Raw genomic sequence first — 15,697 nt, 5'->3', positions numbered from 1 at the left:
AGCTCAGCTGGGAATGTCGTCGCGAATTTCCTGCAGAAGAAGGTCCAGCTGACTGAACGGATCTGCTGATCCGGTTGAAGCGCCCTCATGAGCCACGTCTTCTCCCTGCCACTCATGTTCCACCTTGCACAGCCGTCCCACCAAACCAGCAAGCCCGTTCAGGTGGAATTCCCGTTCCAGCACCTCAAGCAAGGCCGGCATCCTGGTTGAAACGGCCCGCAGACTTCGTCTTAAGTCGGCCTGGGTTCTGCCCTGTTGCTTCAGCCAGTCTTTGAGCAAAGACGTCAGTTCCTGTTCGAACTCGGGAGACCACGTGGTGTTCGGCATGATCGTCAGCGGCCGTAAGGGAACCAGCGATCCAGTCTGCGCCGAGCTTTTTCGCGTATGTCAGGCGTGATGTGCTGATTCCAGATCCCCATCATGGCTGTCAGGGCCACCAGGTCGTCACTGAAACCGGCGACCGGCAAAACGTCGGGGATCAGGTCTGCGGGCATTAACAGGTAACTCAGCGCTGCCATCATCGTGAGTCGAGCCGGTGCAGGGGTCGAGGCATCCAGCATCATTTCCAAGGCTTCAAGGGCGGGAGCGGCGATGCTTCGCCCAGCACGGCGCAGCAGGCGTTTCAACAGATTTTCATCCACCACCTGGCTGTCGATGAGCTCAGCTTCAACGGTGGATTGTGCAGCTCGGGATGCTTTTGCAGAATCTTGTCTTGCCGAACGATTGTTCATGGCATTGATTCGCACTCAAAACACTTTCGCCTGAGCCGGTCGACCTGACCAGAGGGCTGCCCGAACGATCAATGGGTGGTTTCCACCAGTCCGCTCTGGATGCCTGTTTTGCGCAGTTTGCGAAGGGCTCGCTGAACCACCTGGCGGCAATATTCCCTCGAACAATTCATGTGGCGAGCAACCTCGGCGAGGGTGCGCCATTCGTGGGTGCCATCGAGTCCGAAACGCAAGGTCACCACCGTGCGCTCCTTGGGAGTGAGGTTGGCCTTGTTCAGCAGCGTCCATACCGATGCTGTGCGTTCGGCAATCTCTGCCCGTTCCATCGGGGGCATTTCATCACTGGGGAGAACATCCACGAGTTCGGAAGGATCCGATTTTGATTTAACGACTCCCTGCAGGCTCACGGTGACGCTGCGAAGCTCGCAGGCCAGCAGATCCTCCACCTCGGACATTGAGATCTCCATGTATTCGGAGAGTTGCTCGGTGGATGGACTCAGTCCATGGCGCTGCATTAAACGTGCTTTTGCGGCGCGCAGTTTGGTGAGTTTTTCGTTGACATTGACCGGAATCCGAATAGTGCGGCTCTGGGTCGAAAGAGCGCGGTTGAGTCCTTGTCTGATCCACCAGTAGGCGTAGGTGGAAAAGCGATGGCCTCGGGTGGGGTCATATTTCTCGACGGCACGGGTGAGCCCCAGGGTTCCTTCCTGAATGAGATCGAGCAGATCTAAACCTTTGCCTTGATATCGCTTGGCAAGATTGACAACGAGACGAAGATTCGAGGTGATCATTTGATTCTTGGCGCGCTCGCCACGGCGAATCACTACTTTTTCTTCATCGTTGTATTCACAGGACGGTCCACTTCCCCCGGCAAGGTGGCAACGCTCAGTGATCGCTACCATCGCCTGAACCTTTCGTCCCATCATGAGTTCTTGCTCTGGGGTAAGCAGCTGGTGGCGGCCAATTTCACCTAGAAATGCACTCAGAGAGCTCACCATCAGAAATTCAGCAATGAATTGAACCTAGAACCAAAGTGTTTTCATTCTGCGGGTGTAATAAAGACTGCGGAATTCATTTTTAATGCATGATTAAACAGTTTCTTCTCTCTGTTGAAGACAATCTTCAGAGGTGTTGGATGTCTTGCCGCTAGGGTCCATGTCGTTTCGTAATCCGCTGCTATGCATCTGGCGGTTGCTTTCACGACGGACATCGCTAAAAGCGCTGGCGTCGCATACGTGCACTACTTGAGCTTCATGGTGTGCTTCGGCGCACTGGTCCTTGAGCGTCGCCTGATCAAAGCCGATCCGAATCGCGGTGAGGCCACAGCCATGGTGATCACCGACATCGTTTATGGCATTGCTGCTCTGGCGTTATTGGTCAGCGGCATCCTGAGGGTGATCCATTTCGGCCAAGGATCCGACTTCTACACGCAGAACCCCTTGTTCTGGTGGAAGGTCGGTCTCTACCTCTCAGTGGGAGGTCTGTCCCTTTACCCCACGATCACCTACATCCTTTGGGCCATTCCGCTGCGCAAGGGTGAACTGCCCAAGGTCAGCCAGGCCCTTGCCACGCGGTTGGGCTGGATCATCAACATCGAACTGCTGGGATTCGCTTCGATTCCGATGCTTGCGACGCTGATGGCTCGTGGTGTCGGCCTTCCTGCAGCCTGATGCAGGCAGATCCCTGCCCCCCGGCCGCTGAGATCCGACCGCTCGAAGACAACCTCCAGCGCCAGCTTCCTTCGGTGTCTGGATCAGATGCGGTTCCTGCACTGGGATACGGGCAACGTCTCGCCACCACCAACTTTGGATTTCCGTCGTTAAAGCATTGGTGTGTCTGGATCGATCCAGAACCTGCACCTGCGGATCGTTGGAGTCGCCGCTGGCGCCTTGGGGTGGAGTCAGCGCTCCAGCGCTGGAGTGCCCTTGTTCCCATCACGCGGGTGACCGACAGCAACCGCGCCCAGATTCGAATTCACCGTCAACGCCCCTCACGACGACGGTTGAATGGTCGCTGGAGAGCCAGCAATGGGCGCAGCACGCTGCAACTGGTTCTGCTTACACGTGCAGGGATTCAGCATCGTGAGCCCTTTGTCGATGTTTTGGTGTCTCCGGAGCTGAGGGCCGAAGTCCTCGAAGCAACGGCATTGCATGAGCTTGGTCATGCCCTGGGATTGTGGGGGCACAGCGATGATCCGCTCGATTCCCTGGCAGTGCATCAGGGAGCCAAGCCGGTGCTGCAACCCAGCACACGCGATCAAACAACACTTCAGTGGGTGCGCAGTTTGAGCAATCGATTCGGCCCGATCAGTGAGCCCGATCAGTAAGCCTGATCAGTGACGACGGGGGGCACCTCGCCTAGCAGCCAGTACTGCTTGAACGTCTCTCCACGGGACGCCGTGGTGAGCGAGTGCGACTTGCATGTGAAAGATCAAGTCGGCTGCTTCACCGGCGATCTCCTTGGCGTTGTCGTCCTTGCAAGCCATCACGAATTCGGCTCCTTCTTCACCGATTTTCTTGAGGATGCTGTTGTCGCCTCCCTGCAGCAGTTTGTTGGTGTAGCTGCCCTGTTCCGGTTTGTTTTTTCGTTCCCAGATCACGCGGTACAACTCAGTGCAGGCATCTGCCGGAGGTGGCAGTGCATCAACCCCGCCCCCTGTGGGATTGTCGTCGTCTTCGTAAAAACAGCTGCGGGCTCCAGTGTGGCAAGCAACATCGCCTGTCTGCTCGATGTTGAGGAGCAGAACATCCGCGTCGCAGTCGTAGCGGATTCCACGAAGGATCTGGGTGTGTCCGCTGGTTGCTCCCTTGTGCCAGAGCTCGGCTCTCGAGCGGCTCCAGTAATGCACTTCACCGCTCTGCAGTGTTTTCTCAATCGATTCGCGATTCATCCAGGCCACCATCAGGACGGCGCCATCGAGCCAATCCTGCGCCACAGCAGGAATCAACCCCGCTTCTGTAAAACGGAGTTGGTCCATAAAAGCGGGGCTGAGGGGGTGCATCAGGCCTCCTGCGCAGAGCCATTGTCTCGATCCTCCCGCAGCCTTACTCCGCACCTGCCTCGTGCTTTCACTGCCGTCTCCGCATACCTGCAGCAAATTATTCGAGGGCTACCCCTGTTGCCATCGTCAATGGCGACACAGCGGTCATTGCCGCTTCGTGCACGGCTATAGCCGTAGCTTCTTGCTCCATTTCGCTGCCACTGAGCTCGATCCTTGTGGCTTTGTTGTTGATTTCTCCAGCCTGAGGCCACTTGAACAACAACTGCAAGAGCAGTTCGATCACACGTTCCTTGTGAATGCAGATGATCCGTTGATGCAGGAATGGGAGCGACTGCATGAGCTTGGTGCTCTTGATCTCCGCGTGATGTCCAACGTGGGGATGGAGACCAGCGCGGAGCTGGTTTGGACATGGGCGAATCAGCTCCTGCATCAACGTGATGCAGGAAGAACCTGCTGCTGGAGTGTGGAGGCGAGGGAGAACACCCGCAACACCGGTTGTTTTCATTCCTTACCGGAATGGTTTGAAAGCGTCACGTCATGACTGCGGCTTGCGACCGGGTCTTTTGATGACGCAAGTGCCATTGGGTTGTTCAGTTTCAGTTGATCCGATTCGAGGCCTACTTCAACAACGTGTCCATCGCTGTAGCGACCAGCCAGAATGGCTTTTGCGATCGGAGTCTCCAGTTCACGCTGAATCGCTCTTTTCAGGGGTCGGGCTCCATAGACAGGGTCATACCCTGCATTGGCGAGCCAGTCGCAGGCGTCATCGCTCAGCAGTAGATCGAGTTTGCGGTCTGCAAGTCTTTGCCTCAATCGGTCGATCTGCAAGTTGACGATCTTGCGCAGTTCCTCCTTGGAGAGACTTCTGAAAATGATCTGATCATCCAGGCGATTCAGAAACTCAGGGCGGAAATGGTTCCTCAGTGCCTCGTTCACTCGCTGGCTGATTTCCTCGTGATGTTCAGGATCTCCCGACAGCTCAAGGATCGACTGACTGCCGATGTTGCTGGTGAGAATGAGCACCGTATTGGTGAAGTCCACCGTGCGTCCCTGCCCGTCGGTGACGCGCCCGTCATCGAGGATCTGCAGCATCACATTGAAAACATCCGGGTGTGCCTTCTCCACTTCGTCGAAGAGGATTACCGCATAGGGCCGCCGCCGCACGGCTTCAGTGAGTTGTCCGCCCGCTTCGTAGCCCACGTAGCCCGGAGGTGCTCCAATTAACCGACTGACGCTGTGCTTTTCCATGTATTCCGACATGTCGATGCGCACCATCGCGTCGTCACTGTCAAAGAGACGGTTGGCCAGGGCTTTTGAGAGCTCTGTTTTGCCAACTCCGGTGGGGCCGAGGAAGAGAAAGCTGGCAATCGGTCGGTTCGGATCACTGAGTCCGGCCCGGGAGCGTTGGATGGCATCGGCCACGGCAGTGACGGCCTGGTGCTGACCGATCACCCGTTGATGCAGATCGTCCTCGAGGGCAAGCAGCTTGTCCATCTCGCTCTGCACCAGCCTGGAGACAGGGATGCCCGTCCATTTGGCGATCACCTCGGCAATGTCGTCCTCGCTGACCTCCTCGCGCAGCAACGTCTTGTCACCACCATCGCTTTCCGACAGCAGCACTTCCTGTACATGCAGCTTCTTCTGCAAACCGGCGAGGGTTCCGTATTCGAGTTCGGCTGCTTTGTTGAGGTCGTAACTGCGTTTGGCCTGATCCACCTGCAGTTGGACGCGTTCAATCTCCTCTTTCAGAGAAGAAACATCATCAATCGCCCCCTTCTCCTGCTGCCACTGGGCATTGAGTGTGCTCTGCTGTTCGCTGAGTTCAGCAAGCTCACGCTCCAGCCGTTGAAGCCGTTCCTGGCTGGCACTATCGGACTCGCGGCCGAGAGACAATTTCTCCATTTCCAGCTGCAGGATCTTGCGATCGATTTCATCGATCTCCTCCGGTTTGGAGGTGATTTCCATTTTCAATCGGGCAGCTGATTCATCCACAAGGTCGATGGCCTTGTCTGGCAGAAAACGATCGGCGATGTAGCGGCTGCTGAGTACAGCAGCTGCCACAAGGGCACTGTCGGCGATTCTCACGCCGTGATGAACTTCGTAGCGTTCTTTCAGCCCGCGCAGGATGGATATCGTGTCCTCAACCGTGGGTTGATCCACAAGCACCTGTTGAAAACGACGCTCGAAAGCGGGATCTTTTTCAATGTGCTGACGATGTTCGTCCAAGGTTGTCGCACCGATGCAGCGCAGTTCCCCTCGCGCCAGCATCGGCTTCAGCAGATTGCTGGCATCCATGGCGCCCCCTGTTGCTCCGGCGCCGACCACGGTGTGGATTTCATCGATGAACAGCACGATCTGTCCTTCAGAAGCCGTGACTTCCTTAAGCACGGCTTTCAGCCGTTCCTCAAATTCACCCCGGTATTTCGCTCCTGCGATCAGGGCTCCCATGTCGAGAGCAATGAGCTGTCGATTCTGTAGAGCCGATGGCACATCGCCGTTCACGATGCGCTGGGCCAGACCCTCAACGATGGCCGTTTTGCCAACGCCGGGTTCCCCAATGAGAACAGGGTTGTTCTTGGTGCGCCGGCTGAGGATCTGAATGGTGCGACGGATTTCCTCGTCGCGTCCGATCACCGGGTCGAGTTTGCCCTCACGTGCCGAAGCCGTCAGGTCTCTGCCGTATTTCTCGAGCGACTCATAGGTGCCCTCAGGGTTCTGATCGGTCACCGTTTGATTGCCGCGCACCGCCTTGATCGCCTCCTTGAGCGTCTCGCTGTTCAGGCCAACCTGGCTAAGCAGCTGCCGGCCGCAGCGATCATCCTCGCTGAGAGCCAGCAGCAGATGTTCGATGGAGATGTAGCTGTCGCCAAAGCTGTTGCGTTGTTGTTCGGCTCGATCCAGGGATGCGTTCAGGGCTCGTCCAAGAAACACCGATTCAGGCGGTGACGTCATGCTCGGCTGCCGTTGGATGTAACTGCGCAACGACGTTTCGAAGTTGCTCAGCTCAACGCCGGCTTTGGAAAGCACGCGACCTGCGAGGCCGTTGTCTTGAACAAGCGCCAGCAGCAGATGTTCCGTTTCCAGCTGCTGGTGACGAGAGGTTTTCGCGAGTTGCTGGGCAGCGACGACCGCGGCCCAGGCTTTTTCAGTGAACTGTTCCGCCGTGGGTTGCATTCAGGCGATCTGTGGAATGCAACAACCGTATGGGGCATTCCGGCTGATCAGGGGCGGCTTGCCGATGGCATCGGTAGGGCCCTTTCGACCCTGGCCGGGGAACCGGATCATCTTTTTAGAGTTCCCCGAACATGGATGCAATGTCGACTTGATGAATGCAGATGTGGTTAGCGCATTGATTTCCCAGGCCCGACAGCTGTCCAGTGAGGCAGGTGGAGAGTTGGAGCGATGCTGCTGGATGGTGGTGCATGAGCATCACCACGGCGTGAAACCCACGGAATACGACATCCGCGAGATCGATGAACAGCTGTATCTCGCTGTCCTGAAAGGGGCGAAGTCGTCCGGAACTCCCTGATCTCAGCTCAGGAGAGAGGGTTCCTTGTCGATCAGATGGGTTTGCTCAGTGGTCTGCGACAGGTAACAGGCCCAAAGGCTGACGAGGGAATGGAACGTGTTCAGGGATTGGATCTGTTCATCAGATCCTGGAGCGGTGTATTTGAAATCCATAAACAGACGATCAGCACTGTTGCGTTGCTCGCGGCAAAGCTTCTCGATGCTCATTGCAAAAGCGACAGCAAAGACCAATGTAAAGCTTTGTTGCGGCGGCTTGACGGTTCTGGCTTGTTTCAAGTTTGTTCAGCCCTATCGATGCGTGGATCGGAATGGCTGACTGATTCGGCTCTGTTCAAACCAGTGGCTGAGTTGTGATTCCTTGTCGTCAGACTCCAGGTCTTTTGCAGTGATCAGGAATCCGTGGTTCCTGGCCACCTCAATCCACTCTTCAGAGCTGCTGCAGGCCTTGAGGGACTGACGAAGTGATGGACTTCGTTCACAGGCATTGACCAGTCGTTGGAGGGCGTTTCGACTCACCAGCCAAGTTCCGCCTGTTGTTCGACAAACGTCGCTACGGCGATGATCTCGGCTTCGCTCAACTTCCCTGCGTAGGAGGGCATTGCATTTTTGCCGTCCTCGATTTGGTGCTCGATGGCTTCCAGGGGATCCTGCTGATATTCCTCGAGGTGGGCATTCAGATCGCGGATCTTGAGGGTGCGACTGGCACGAATCACATTGCCGCCACCCATATGGCAAGCCGCACAATTGCTGCTGAAAATCTGCTCACCTCGATCGTTGCTCAAATCGATGGCCAAACCTGGGGGTGCCGACATCAGCGGAAGCACCAAAGCAAAAACCAGCGCAAGCAAACCGGTGATCCGGCTCATGCAATCTTTGTCACTGGTTCAAAGGTATCCAGAGCATCCGTCAAACGTAAGAACCCCTACCTGTGAATGACACAAACAGGTAGGGGCTCGAGATGAATGGCTCTGTCAGAACCGTGAAAAGCAGATGATCACTCGACGATCACTTTGCCCACCATGCCGGCTCCGCGATGCGGTTCGCAGTAATAGTCGAATGTTCCGGCGCTGGCGAAGGTTGCTTCCCAGGACTCTCCAGGAGCGAAGGCAAGGTCCGAGTGGCTGTATTCATCGTGACCTTCGAACACAGCGTTGTGCGGTGCCAGCTTGTTGTTGACAAACTTGATGGTGTCGCCGGCCTTAATGGTGACGGTGGATGGCTCAAAGGCAAGCATCCCCGCATCGGTTCCAAGCTTCACTTCAACGGTAGACGCCTGAGCAGAGCCGACATTGAGGCCAATCAGCATTAGGAAGGCGCAGCAGGCTGCGGCCAGGGTGCGGAAGATGTTGCCCATAAGGAATCAGGTCAATACCGGGATATTACGCCTGCTTCCAAGACCTTTGCGTCTTGGAAGCCCGGAATCGCCAAGAACTGTCTCAAGATCGGGGGCATGGCTGCTGCCTCCAAATCGCTCCGGAGTGCTTGCGGGCTCGTGTACAAAGTGGCGCTGACGGATGCTGAATCGATCCCAGGCAGTCACATCGATTGGCAGAACTCGGATCAGGGTTTCAATCAACCATGGAATCAAGGGGATTCCCGGTGTGCGCCACACATGTCGCCAACGGCAGAGCTTGGCAACGGCATCGTTGACAGATAGGGCCGGCTGCCCCATCACGATCCGACGCAAGGGCCCCTGCCCTGGTTCCTGGTTCGCTGCATGGGGAGTTGTGGCGAACTGGCCGCAGATGCGGGCAATGTCCTCGGCGTGGATGAAGTGAAAGCTGGCATCCGCCCTCAGCCAGCGGGCGAGCCAGAGCCATCGGCTGGCTTCTCCGAGTCCCTGTGTGAGGTAGCTCGTTGGGAATGGACTGGAGCCATCCAGTCGTCCGCCGAAGACGAGGGTTGGAAAAACAGCGATGATCCGCGCGGCCAAAGCGTGCTGCTCGAGATCCTGTAGGCAACGAGCTTTGGTTTGGATGTATTCGGTGCCGTAGGCAAGGGCTTCAGGAAGCGGCTGGAGATGCCGATCCAGGATGCTGGCGGTTGAGAAATAGATGATCTGTTCGACAACCACGGGGTTGAGGAGTTCCAGCATTCGTTTGACAGCCACAACATTCACCTGCTCTGCCCGTTCGGGATCTCCCCAGGCTGTGGCGGTGTGAATCACCCGCTCAACCGTCGCCAGATCGGCCGCGAACCGATCGGTGTCGCGCAGATCTCCCACAAGGAGCCGGATGCGTGGATGGTCTGCTGAAACCGCTGTCAGTTTGTCGGGATCCCTCAACCAGAGCAGAAGCTCAGCATCTGAGTTCTGCAAGAGCCAGCTGGTGATGTACTGGCCGACGCAGCCGCTGGCGCCGGTGATCAGGATTCGGCTCAAGCGGCAGCCCCGACGCGATCCATCACGGATTTACCAGCCTCAAAGAAGGCGTGTCCGTTGGCTTCAGGGGTTCCCGGCAGGATTCCATGGCCAAGGTTGAGGATGTGGCGACGGCCGCGTGCCTTGCGAACGGTGTCGTCGATCCGGTCCCTGATTGCCTCTGGCGTTCCGAACAGCAGACCGGGATCAACGTTCCCCTGGACTCCGATGTGTTGGGGAAGGCGCGCGCAGGCTTCAGCCATGTCGACGGTCCAGTCCAGGGAAATGATGTCCACACCTGTCTGAGCCATCCGTTCGATCACGCCGGCGCTGCCGGAGATGTAGAGGATGAAGGGGGTGTCCGGGTGGGTCTGCTTCACCAGTTCAACGACGCGGCGTTGATACGGGGCGGCGAAGGTGTCGTAGTCGGCCGGGCTGAGCTGACCGGCCCAGGAATCGAACATCTGAACCACCTGGGCACCGGAATCGATCTGGTAGCGCAGGTAGCTGGCAATCGATTCGGCGAAATGGCTCAGCAGGCGATGCAGGAGTTCGGGCTCCTGGAAAGCCATTGCTTTGATCACGGCGTAATTCTTGCTGCTCTTCCCTTCCACCACGTAGGCAGCAAGCGTCCAGGGTGCGCCCACGAAACCCAGCACAGCAGCCTGGTTGCCAACGCTCTCGCGAAGTCGACCCAGCACGTCTCCCACGAAGGGCATCGACTCGGTGGGATTCAGCGGTTGCAGCGCTTCCACCTGGGCGAGGGAACGGATTGGGTCGTTGATCAGCGGTCCCTTGCTCTCAACGATGTCGAAGTCGATGCCCATCCCCGGCAGTGGCGTCAGGATGTCGGAGAACAGGATCACACCATCCGGCTGAAAAGCCTCGAACGGCTGCATCGAAATCTCGTAGGACAGATCGGGATTTTCGGATCTCTCCCGAAAACTTGGATGACGCTCCCGAAGATCTCGATACACCTTCATGTAGCGGCCTGCCTGCCGCATCATCCAGACGGGTGGTCGCTCCACTGATTCACCGCGCGCGGCTCGCAGCAGCAGGGGCAGTGAATCGCTCATCTAGAACACGGGATCAAGCCGGCAACCTACCTGAGCTCATGGATGAACTTCACATCGTGTTGCTTGCGGCAACTGAGTCTTCCGGCAGGAGGCTGCGTTTGGGGTCGTGTTTAAACACCAGCAAGCTGAGAGGAGGCAGGCACAGCTCGAGTGAATTTTCGTAGTCGTGAATGCCCCATTCCTCGCTGCGTTTGCCACCCATGTTTCCGAGATTGCTTCCTCCGTAGCGGGCGGCATCGGTATTGAAGATTTCTTCGTAGAAACCGGCAAGAGGAACCCCTACCCGGTAGTGGGAATGGCTTGAAGGTGTGAAGTTTGCAACCACCACAAGCCAGGTGCCACTAGTTGTTTCACGGCGCATGAAACTGATGACGGAATGGCGATTGTCATTGCAGTCGATCCATTGGAAGCCATATTGATCAAAATCATCTCTCCAGAGAGCTGGTTCTGCTTTGTAAAGAACATTCAGATCATCGACGAGTCGTTGAATACCCATGTGGGGCTCGTAATTGAGAAGATCCCACTGCAAATCGCCCCAAACATTCCACTCGGCGCGTTGCCCAAATTCCATCCCCATGAAGATGGTCTTTTTGCCGGGATGGGTCCACATGTATGCCAGCAGGGCTCGAGTATTCGCATATTTCTGCCAGTCATCTCCAGGCATCTTGTGAAGAAGATGACTCTTTCCATGCACCACTTCATCGTGGCTGAGCGCCAACATGAAATTCTCGGTGTAGGTATACCAGATTGAGAATGTGATGTTGTTCTGGTGAAATTGCCGGAACCACGGATCAATCTCGAAGTAATCGAGCATGTCGTGCATCCAGCCCATGTTCCATTTCAGATTGAACCCAAGTCCGCCCATGTCCGTGGGCTGGGTCACCATGGGCCAGGTGGTGGACTCCTCGGCGATGGAGAGAGCACCGGGGAAGTGCTGGAACATCACGTGGTTGGCCTGCTGCAGGAATCGCACCGCTTCGGTGTTCTCGCGGCCGCCGTGTTCATTGGCCAGCCATTCACCGTCCGGTCGCAGGTAGTCGCGGTAAAGCATCGAGGCCACGGCGTCTACGCGAATGCCATCGATATGGAACTGCTCCAGCCAGAACACCAGGTTGGCAACCAGAAAGTTGCGCACCTCATTGCGGCTGTAGTTGAAGATCAGCGTCCCCCACTCCTTGTGCTCGCCGATGCGGGGATCCCCGTGTTCGTAAAGGTGGGTCCCATCAAAAAAGGCCAGGCCGTGGCTGTCTTTAGGGAAGTGGCCGGGAACCCAGTCGATGATCACGCCGATGCCTTCGGCATGACAGCGGTCCACGAAGGCACGGAATTCATCCGGAGTTCCATAACGGCTGGTCGGGGCATACCAACCGGTGACCTGGTAACCCCAGGAGCCATCGAAGGGATGCTCGGTGATCGGCATCAGTTCGATATGGGTGAAGCCCCTTTGCTTCACGTAGGGAATCAGGCGGTCGGCGAGTTCGGCGTAGGTGAGCAACCGCGCGCCGGGTTTCATGTCAGCCGCTGGCACCGGCGCCCGCGGCGTTCCATCAGGCTGGATCCAGGGGGCATCCGCTGATTCGTGGATCCAGCTGCCCAGGTGCATCTCATACACGGAGATCGGCTGATCCAGGGGATTGCTGCTGTCCCTCTGCTGCATCCACTCCCCGTCTGACCACTGGAAGCCGTCCAGATGGGAGACCACAGAGCTGTTGGCCGGGCGTACTTCGTGCTGGAAGCCGTAGGGGTCTGCTTTCTGGTAGCAATGCCCTTCGGGGGAACGGATTTCGTACTTGTAGAGCGAGCCCTCAGGCATCGCGGGAACGAACAGCTCCCAGATGCCACCAAGCCGTTGCTGCATGGGGTGATGGCGTCCATCCCAAGAATTGAGATCAGCGAGGACCGACACACTCAGGGCGTGGGGAGCCCAAACGCAGAACATCACGCCGGCAACACCATGACGCTCGGTCAGATGGGCACCCATCCGCTGCCAGATGTGGTGATGGTTCCCTTCGGCGAAAAGATGGCGATCCATCTCGCCCATCCAGTCGTCCCGGAAGGCCCAGGGGTCGTGCTGGTCGTGGGTGGTGCCGCCCCGATGAACGCGGACGCGGTAGTTGCTTCCGGGATCGTGCGGCACCGCCGTTTCGAAGATCCAGGGGTGGTGGGGACAGTCCATGGCCTGTTCCCGGCCATCGAGAAGCAGGGTCGCCGAGTCGGCTTCGGGCATCCAGATCCGGATGACCCAGCCGCCCTCCAGCGGCTGGGGGCCGAGGACCGAGAAAGGGTGGTCATGACGGCATTCCGCCAGTCGTTCGCCGTCCTGAACCATCCAGTCGAGGACTGCCGCGCCACCCATGAAACATCGTTGAAGTGGACGGGAGCTTAAGCCGAATTCCCGAGGCCTCGAGGTGTGAGGGTCAGACGAAATCGCGGGAGATGTCGACGTTGATGATGCGGCCCTGGTCGTCGAAAATCACGAACAGATTGGTGGTGGCTTTGCCGAATTCAACGCAGACCAACACCAGTTGCTGCTCCCCTCCCTGGCTGGCGACCACAGCATCTTTCACGTTACGGAAGCCACCGGAAAGTTTGGTCAGCTTGGTCCACTTGCGCTCCAGGTCTCCCGGAGCCAGCTCTTTCTGAAAGTCGATCTGGAGACGGCTGCGTGCCTGAACCCAGCGTCCAGCCGCAAGCTCTTCGGTGAAGCGTTGGGCTGTGGCTTCAATTGGGATGTCCTTGCCGCCAATCTTCCAGGCCAGCAGCTTGCCCTCTTCATCGAGGATGAGCAGGACTGGAAGGTCACCCTCTGCGGTTGTGATCAGGGCATCAACGGTGGTGTCGCTGTAGCCAGATCCCACCTTCAGCACGCGGCTTGAGCTGATGGCCAGATCTGAATCGAGGCGCTTTTGGACCGCTTCGACGCTGACGCTGTTTTTGATGCTGTCGGCAAGCTTGTTGTGGACAGCGGCAGCATCATTATTTTCGATGGCGCTGAGCAGCAGTTTCGTCGCGGTCTCTGCCTGGGCAGGGGTGAGGCTGGTGGCTTCCGATTCCTGAGCAGCCACAGGAGCGATCGAAAGAAGTCCTGGGCTGACGGGAGCCGCCAGAGACAGGGCCAGCAGAGCGGCGGACAGCTTCACGTCTTGATTGATGAATTAGGGCTGCAGTCTGCCGGAGTCCAATGGGTTGAGGGTCAGTTGTGAGCCGGCAAGTCGCAGTGTCATGGCGATGACGCGATGGCTGGCTGAAGGTGCATCGCAGGGGATGTCGGGGTGCCCGGAATTGACCCCGATCGCCGGCCAGGCTGCACCGGCGATCGACACGCGCAGTCGGTCTCCTTCGCTCAACTCGGCCAGCAGAGGCTGCATCGTGACCCGTCTGATCTGGGGTTTCAGAGCTGCAGGTCCGCGTTGTCGCAGCACGCCAGTGCTGAGTTGCTCAACGGCATCGGAGCCTGCGGGAAGTCTGGAGAGAGCCATGCATAAATCGAATCCGGGTTGATCGGCATGGACCTCCAGGGAGATTTGGGGGTGTCCCTGAAGGGTCAGTGGTTGCAGACATGGGGATGAGCTGAAGGTGGCCACATCGGAACGTCCATCGACGCCACGACGGTCAGCCGCCCCTGCACTTGGGCTGAGATGGCCGCCAATGGACGGTGTCGGCCGCCAGGGATCGTGAACGATGGTGACCTCTCCAGACCCAGTGGTGTTCTGGTCCAGCCGTCCATGCTCTTGATCAAGGCAGGTCAGCGCATCACCGCAGAGCTGCCAGCTGATACGGCTGCTGGGTTCGGGCCGTTGCCAGGTCTGCGATGTGAGATTCCAGAGCTGCATCGCTGGAGTCGCTTTGCTGGTTTGACTGCCTTTGAGGTGCGTGTCGAAGAACTCCAGCAGCAGGGTCTGAGCTCCGCTCCACCACTCCAGATGGCTGGCGGGACCGATGTGGATCTGGGGTGTGCCGCCAACCGCGATGCTCCGTCGCCACAGATCCAGGATCCCCAGCAAATGGGGGTCCCACCATCCGCCCAGCAGCAGCATTGGCTGCCGCAACCAATGGTCTGGCGGACGATGCACGACCCAGTCCTCATCACAGGACGGGTCCTGATCGAGCCATCGCAGGGCCATTCCTTCCGGATCGTGAAGTTGGAGCAGGGTTCGGCCATCGCGCAGATAACTTCCGTCTTCGAGGCTGCGCCGGATCGCATCCCAGGCTTGTTGATCGCCGCGGCGCCTCGCCTGCAGGGCGGCCAGTTGTAACCCCCAGCCCACGCCCAGATGCCACCAGTGAGCGCCGCCTTCGCAGCTCCAGTGAAGTCGCTCGTCCAGTCCGGTCATGGCCGGAGCCAGACAGTCGGGCGCCGGGGCCGTCTCCGATGCAAGCAACTGGGTCAGCCCCTGGTAGGAGAAGCCGTAACAACCGAGTCGACCATTGCATTGCGGCAACCCCCGCACCCAGCCATGAATGTGTTCGGTGTCGGCGGCTTCCTGGGCGAATCCTTTGAAGCAGCCGCCGGAGTCCCCCTGCCCGCGCACGTCCTGCACCACCACCAGATATCCCTTGGCAGCCCACCAGGTGGGATGCGCCAACGTGACTGTCGAAGCGATGCGTCGCCCATAGGGTTGACGCATCAGCAGTGCCGGCCAGGGTCCTGAACCTTCAGGGGTCCATAAGTCAGCGATCAGGTCGGTCCCATCCTTCAGGGTGAGACATGACTGGATCGGTTCAGCGGACATCCGGGCAATACATGCCCACCACGTAGGTCACAAACACTTCGGCGTCGATCATGGTGAGATTGCGACTGGTTGCTAGACGTTTTGTGGACTTCTTGGAATAAGCGGATTTCCCGGATGAGTTCATTTTTTTGAACTTCTTGCAGAGAGCTTGTGCTTCTGCAGGATTGCGTTTGACGGTTTCCAGCAACTTCGATTCAGCACCGATAACGGGGCCTGCGGCCAACAGACCCACTGAGACAATTGTCAGCAGCTTCAGCACTCACCAACATTCG

Annotated in this window: 19 protein-coding genes; 4 read left to right on the top strand and 15 right to left on the bottom strand. The window is 57.8% G+C overall.

Annotated elements, in window-relative coordinates:
• Positions 1 to 3 precede the first annotated feature (3 nt).
• The 3 genes from SYN9616_RS0106620 to SYN9616_RS0106610 form a co-directional block, all read right to left on the bottom strand.
• Positions 4 to 327 (bottom strand): hypothetical protein, encoded by a 324-nt coding sequence (locus SYN9616_RS0106620; protein ID WP_028952397.1) that lies wholly within the window; start codon positions 325 to 327, stop codon positions 4 to 6.
• A gap of 5 nt (positions 328 to 332) precedes the next feature.
• Positions 333 to 731: a YkvA family protein gene (locus tag SYN9616_RS0106615; protein ID WP_028952396.1), complete on the bottom strand. Its 399-nt coding sequence runs from the start codon at positions 729 to 731 to the stop codon at positions 333 to 335.
• A 68-nt stretch (positions 732 to 799) separates the two neighbouring features.
• On the bottom strand, positions 800 to 1,726 hold the full coding sequence (locus tag SYN9616_RS0106610; RefSeq protein ID WP_028952395.1) for a sigma-70 family RNA polymerase sigma factor: 927 nt from the start codon (positions 1,724 to 1,726) through the stop codon (positions 800 to 802).
• Between the two features lie 180 nt (positions 1,727 to 1,906).
• On the opposite strand from SYN9616_RS0106610, the gene SYN9616_RS0106605 reads away from it, so the two are divergent.
• Both SYN9616_RS0106605 and SYN9616_RS0106600 read left to right on the top strand, forming a co-directional pair.
• Positions 1,907 to 2,398: a DUF2214 family protein gene (locus tag SYN9616_RS0106605; RefSeq protein WP_028952394.1), complete on the top strand. Its 492-nt coding sequence runs from the start codon at positions 1,907 to 1,909 to the stop codon at positions 2,396 to 2,398.
• Positions 2,398 to 3,054: a hypothetical protein gene (locus tag SYN9616_RS0106600; RefSeq protein ID WP_028952393.1), complete on the top strand. Its 657-nt coding sequence runs from the start codon at positions 2,398 to 2,400 to the stop codon at positions 3,052 to 3,054. The genes SYN9616_RS0106605 and SYN9616_RS0106600 overlap by 1 nt, the downstream gene beginning before the upstream one ends.
• Positions 3,055 to 3,060: 6 nt before the next feature.
• Here SYN9616_RS0106600 and hisIE read toward each other — a convergent pair whose 3' ends face one another.
• Positions 3,061 to 3,729 carry a bifunctional phosphoribosyl-AMP cyclohydrolase/phosphoribosyl-ATP diphosphatase HisIE gene (gene hisIE, locus SYN9616_RS0106595; protein WP_028952392.1) on the bottom strand — a complete coding sequence of 223 codons (669 nt, stop codon included), beginning with the start codon at positions 3,727 to 3,729 and terminating at the stop codon, positions 3,061 to 3,063.
• A gap of 61 nt (positions 3,730 to 3,790) precedes the next feature.
• Here hisIE and SYN9616_RS16430 point away from each other — a divergent pair, with 61 nt between their 5' ends.
• Entirely contained in the window at positions 3,791 to 4,270 is a 480-nt protein-coding gene (locus tag SYN9616_RS16430) for a 6-carboxytetrahydropterin synthase (RefSeq protein ID WP_028952391.1), read from the top strand.
• Here SYN9616_RS16430 and clpB read toward each other — a convergent pair.
• The gene (gene clpB / locus SYN9616_RS15375; RefSeq protein ID WP_051410971.1) at positions 4,231 to 6,903 is read right to left on the bottom strand and encodes an ATP-dependent chaperone ClpB; all 2,673 of its coding nucleotides are present in this window, start codon (positions 6,901 to 6,903) and stop codon (positions 4,231 to 4,233) included. The two genes, SYN9616_RS16430 and clpB, sit on opposite strands and share 40 nt — an antisense overlap.
• Before the next feature lie 151 nt (positions 6,904 to 7,054).
• On the opposite strand from clpB, the gene SYN9616_RS0106580 reads away from it, so the two are divergent.
• Entirely contained in the window at positions 7,055 to 7,258 is a 204-nt protein-coding gene (locus SYN9616_RS0106580; RefSeq protein WP_037990769.1) for a hypothetical protein, read from the top strand.
• Between the two features lie 2 nt (positions 7,259 to 7,260).
• On the opposite strand, the gene SYN9616_RS15370 is transcribed toward SYN9616_RS0106580, so the two are convergent.
• The 10 genes from SYN9616_RS15370 to SYN9616_RS0106530 all read right to left on the bottom strand — a co-directional run bounded on the left by SYN9616_RS15370 (position 7,261) and on the right by SYN9616_RS0106530 (position 15,684).
• Entirely contained in the window at positions 7,261 to 7,464 is a 204-nt protein-coding gene (locus SYN9616_RS15370; RefSeq protein ID WP_051411094.1) for a hypothetical protein, read from the bottom strand.
• Between the two features lie 81 nt (positions 7,465 to 7,545).
• Entirely contained in the window at positions 7,546 to 7,773 is a 228-nt protein-coding gene (locus SYN9616_RS17665) for a Nif11-like leader peptide family natural product precursor (protein ID WP_028952389.1), read from the bottom strand.
• Complete coding sequence (locus SYN9616_RS0106565) at positions 7,770 to 8,123, bottom strand: c-type cytochrome (RefSeq protein ID WP_028952388.1); 354 nt, start codon at positions 8,121 to 8,123, stop codon at positions 7,770 to 7,772. Before SYN9616_RS0106565 ends, SYN9616_RS17665 begins: the two co-directional genes overlap by 4 nt.
• 128 nt (positions 8,124 to 8,251) lie before the next feature.
• Positions 8,252 to 8,611 (bottom strand): plastocyanin, encoded by a 360-nt coding sequence (gene petE / locus SYN9616_RS0106560; RefSeq protein WP_028952387.1) that lies wholly within the window; start codon positions 8,609 to 8,611, stop codon positions 8,252 to 8,254.
• Positions 8,612 to 8,617: 6 nt separating this feature from the next.
• Entirely contained in the window at positions 8,618 to 9,637 is a 1,020-nt protein-coding gene (locus SYN9616_RS0106555; RefSeq protein WP_028952386.1) for an NAD(P)-dependent oxidoreductase, read from the bottom strand.
• The gene (gene hemE, locus SYN9616_RS0106550; RefSeq protein ID WP_028952385.1) at positions 9,634 to 10,692 is read right to left on the bottom strand and encodes a uroporphyrinogen decarboxylase; all 1,059 of its coding nucleotides are present in this window, start codon (positions 10,690 to 10,692) and stop codon (positions 9,634 to 9,636) included. The genes SYN9616_RS0106555 and hemE overlap by 4 nt, the downstream gene beginning before the upstream one ends.
• 49 nt (positions 10,693 to 10,741) lie before the next feature.
• Positions 10,742 to 13,048 (bottom strand): 1,4-alpha-glucan branching protein GlgB, encoded by a 2,307-nt coding sequence (gene glgB, locus SYN9616_RS0106545; protein WP_028952384.1) that lies wholly within the window; start codon positions 13,046 to 13,048, stop codon positions 10,742 to 10,744.
• A gap of 61 nt (positions 13,049 to 13,109) precedes the next feature.
• The gene (locus tag SYN9616_RS0106540) at positions 13,110 to 13,832 is read right to left on the bottom strand and encodes a DUF3887 domain-containing protein (protein WP_051410970.1); all 723 of its coding nucleotides are present in this window, start codon (positions 13,830 to 13,832) and stop codon (positions 13,110 to 13,112) included.
• A gap of 15 nt (positions 13,833 to 13,847) precedes the next feature.
• Positions 13,848 to 15,425: a CocE/NonD family hydrolase gene (locus tag SYN9616_RS0106535; protein WP_028952382.1), complete on the bottom strand. Its 1,578-nt coding sequence runs from the start codon at positions 15,423 to 15,425 to the stop codon at positions 13,848 to 13,850.
• Complete coding sequence (locus SYN9616_RS0106530; protein ID WP_369791925.1) at positions 15,415 to 15,684, bottom strand: hypothetical protein; 270 nt, start codon at positions 15,682 to 15,684, stop codon at positions 15,415 to 15,417. The genes SYN9616_RS0106535 and SYN9616_RS0106530 overlap by 11 nt, the downstream gene beginning before the upstream one ends.
• Positions 15,685 to 15,697 lie beyond the last annotated feature (13 nt).

Source organism: Synechococcus sp. CC9616 (genome assembly GCF_000515235.1).
Classification (GTDB): domain Bacteria; phylum Cyanobacteriota; class Cyanobacteriia; order PCC-6307; family Cyanobiaceae; genus Parasynechococcus.
The sequence above is the reverse complement of the archived record's forward strand: the minus strand, read 5'-3'. Positions and strand labels throughout refer to the sequence as shown.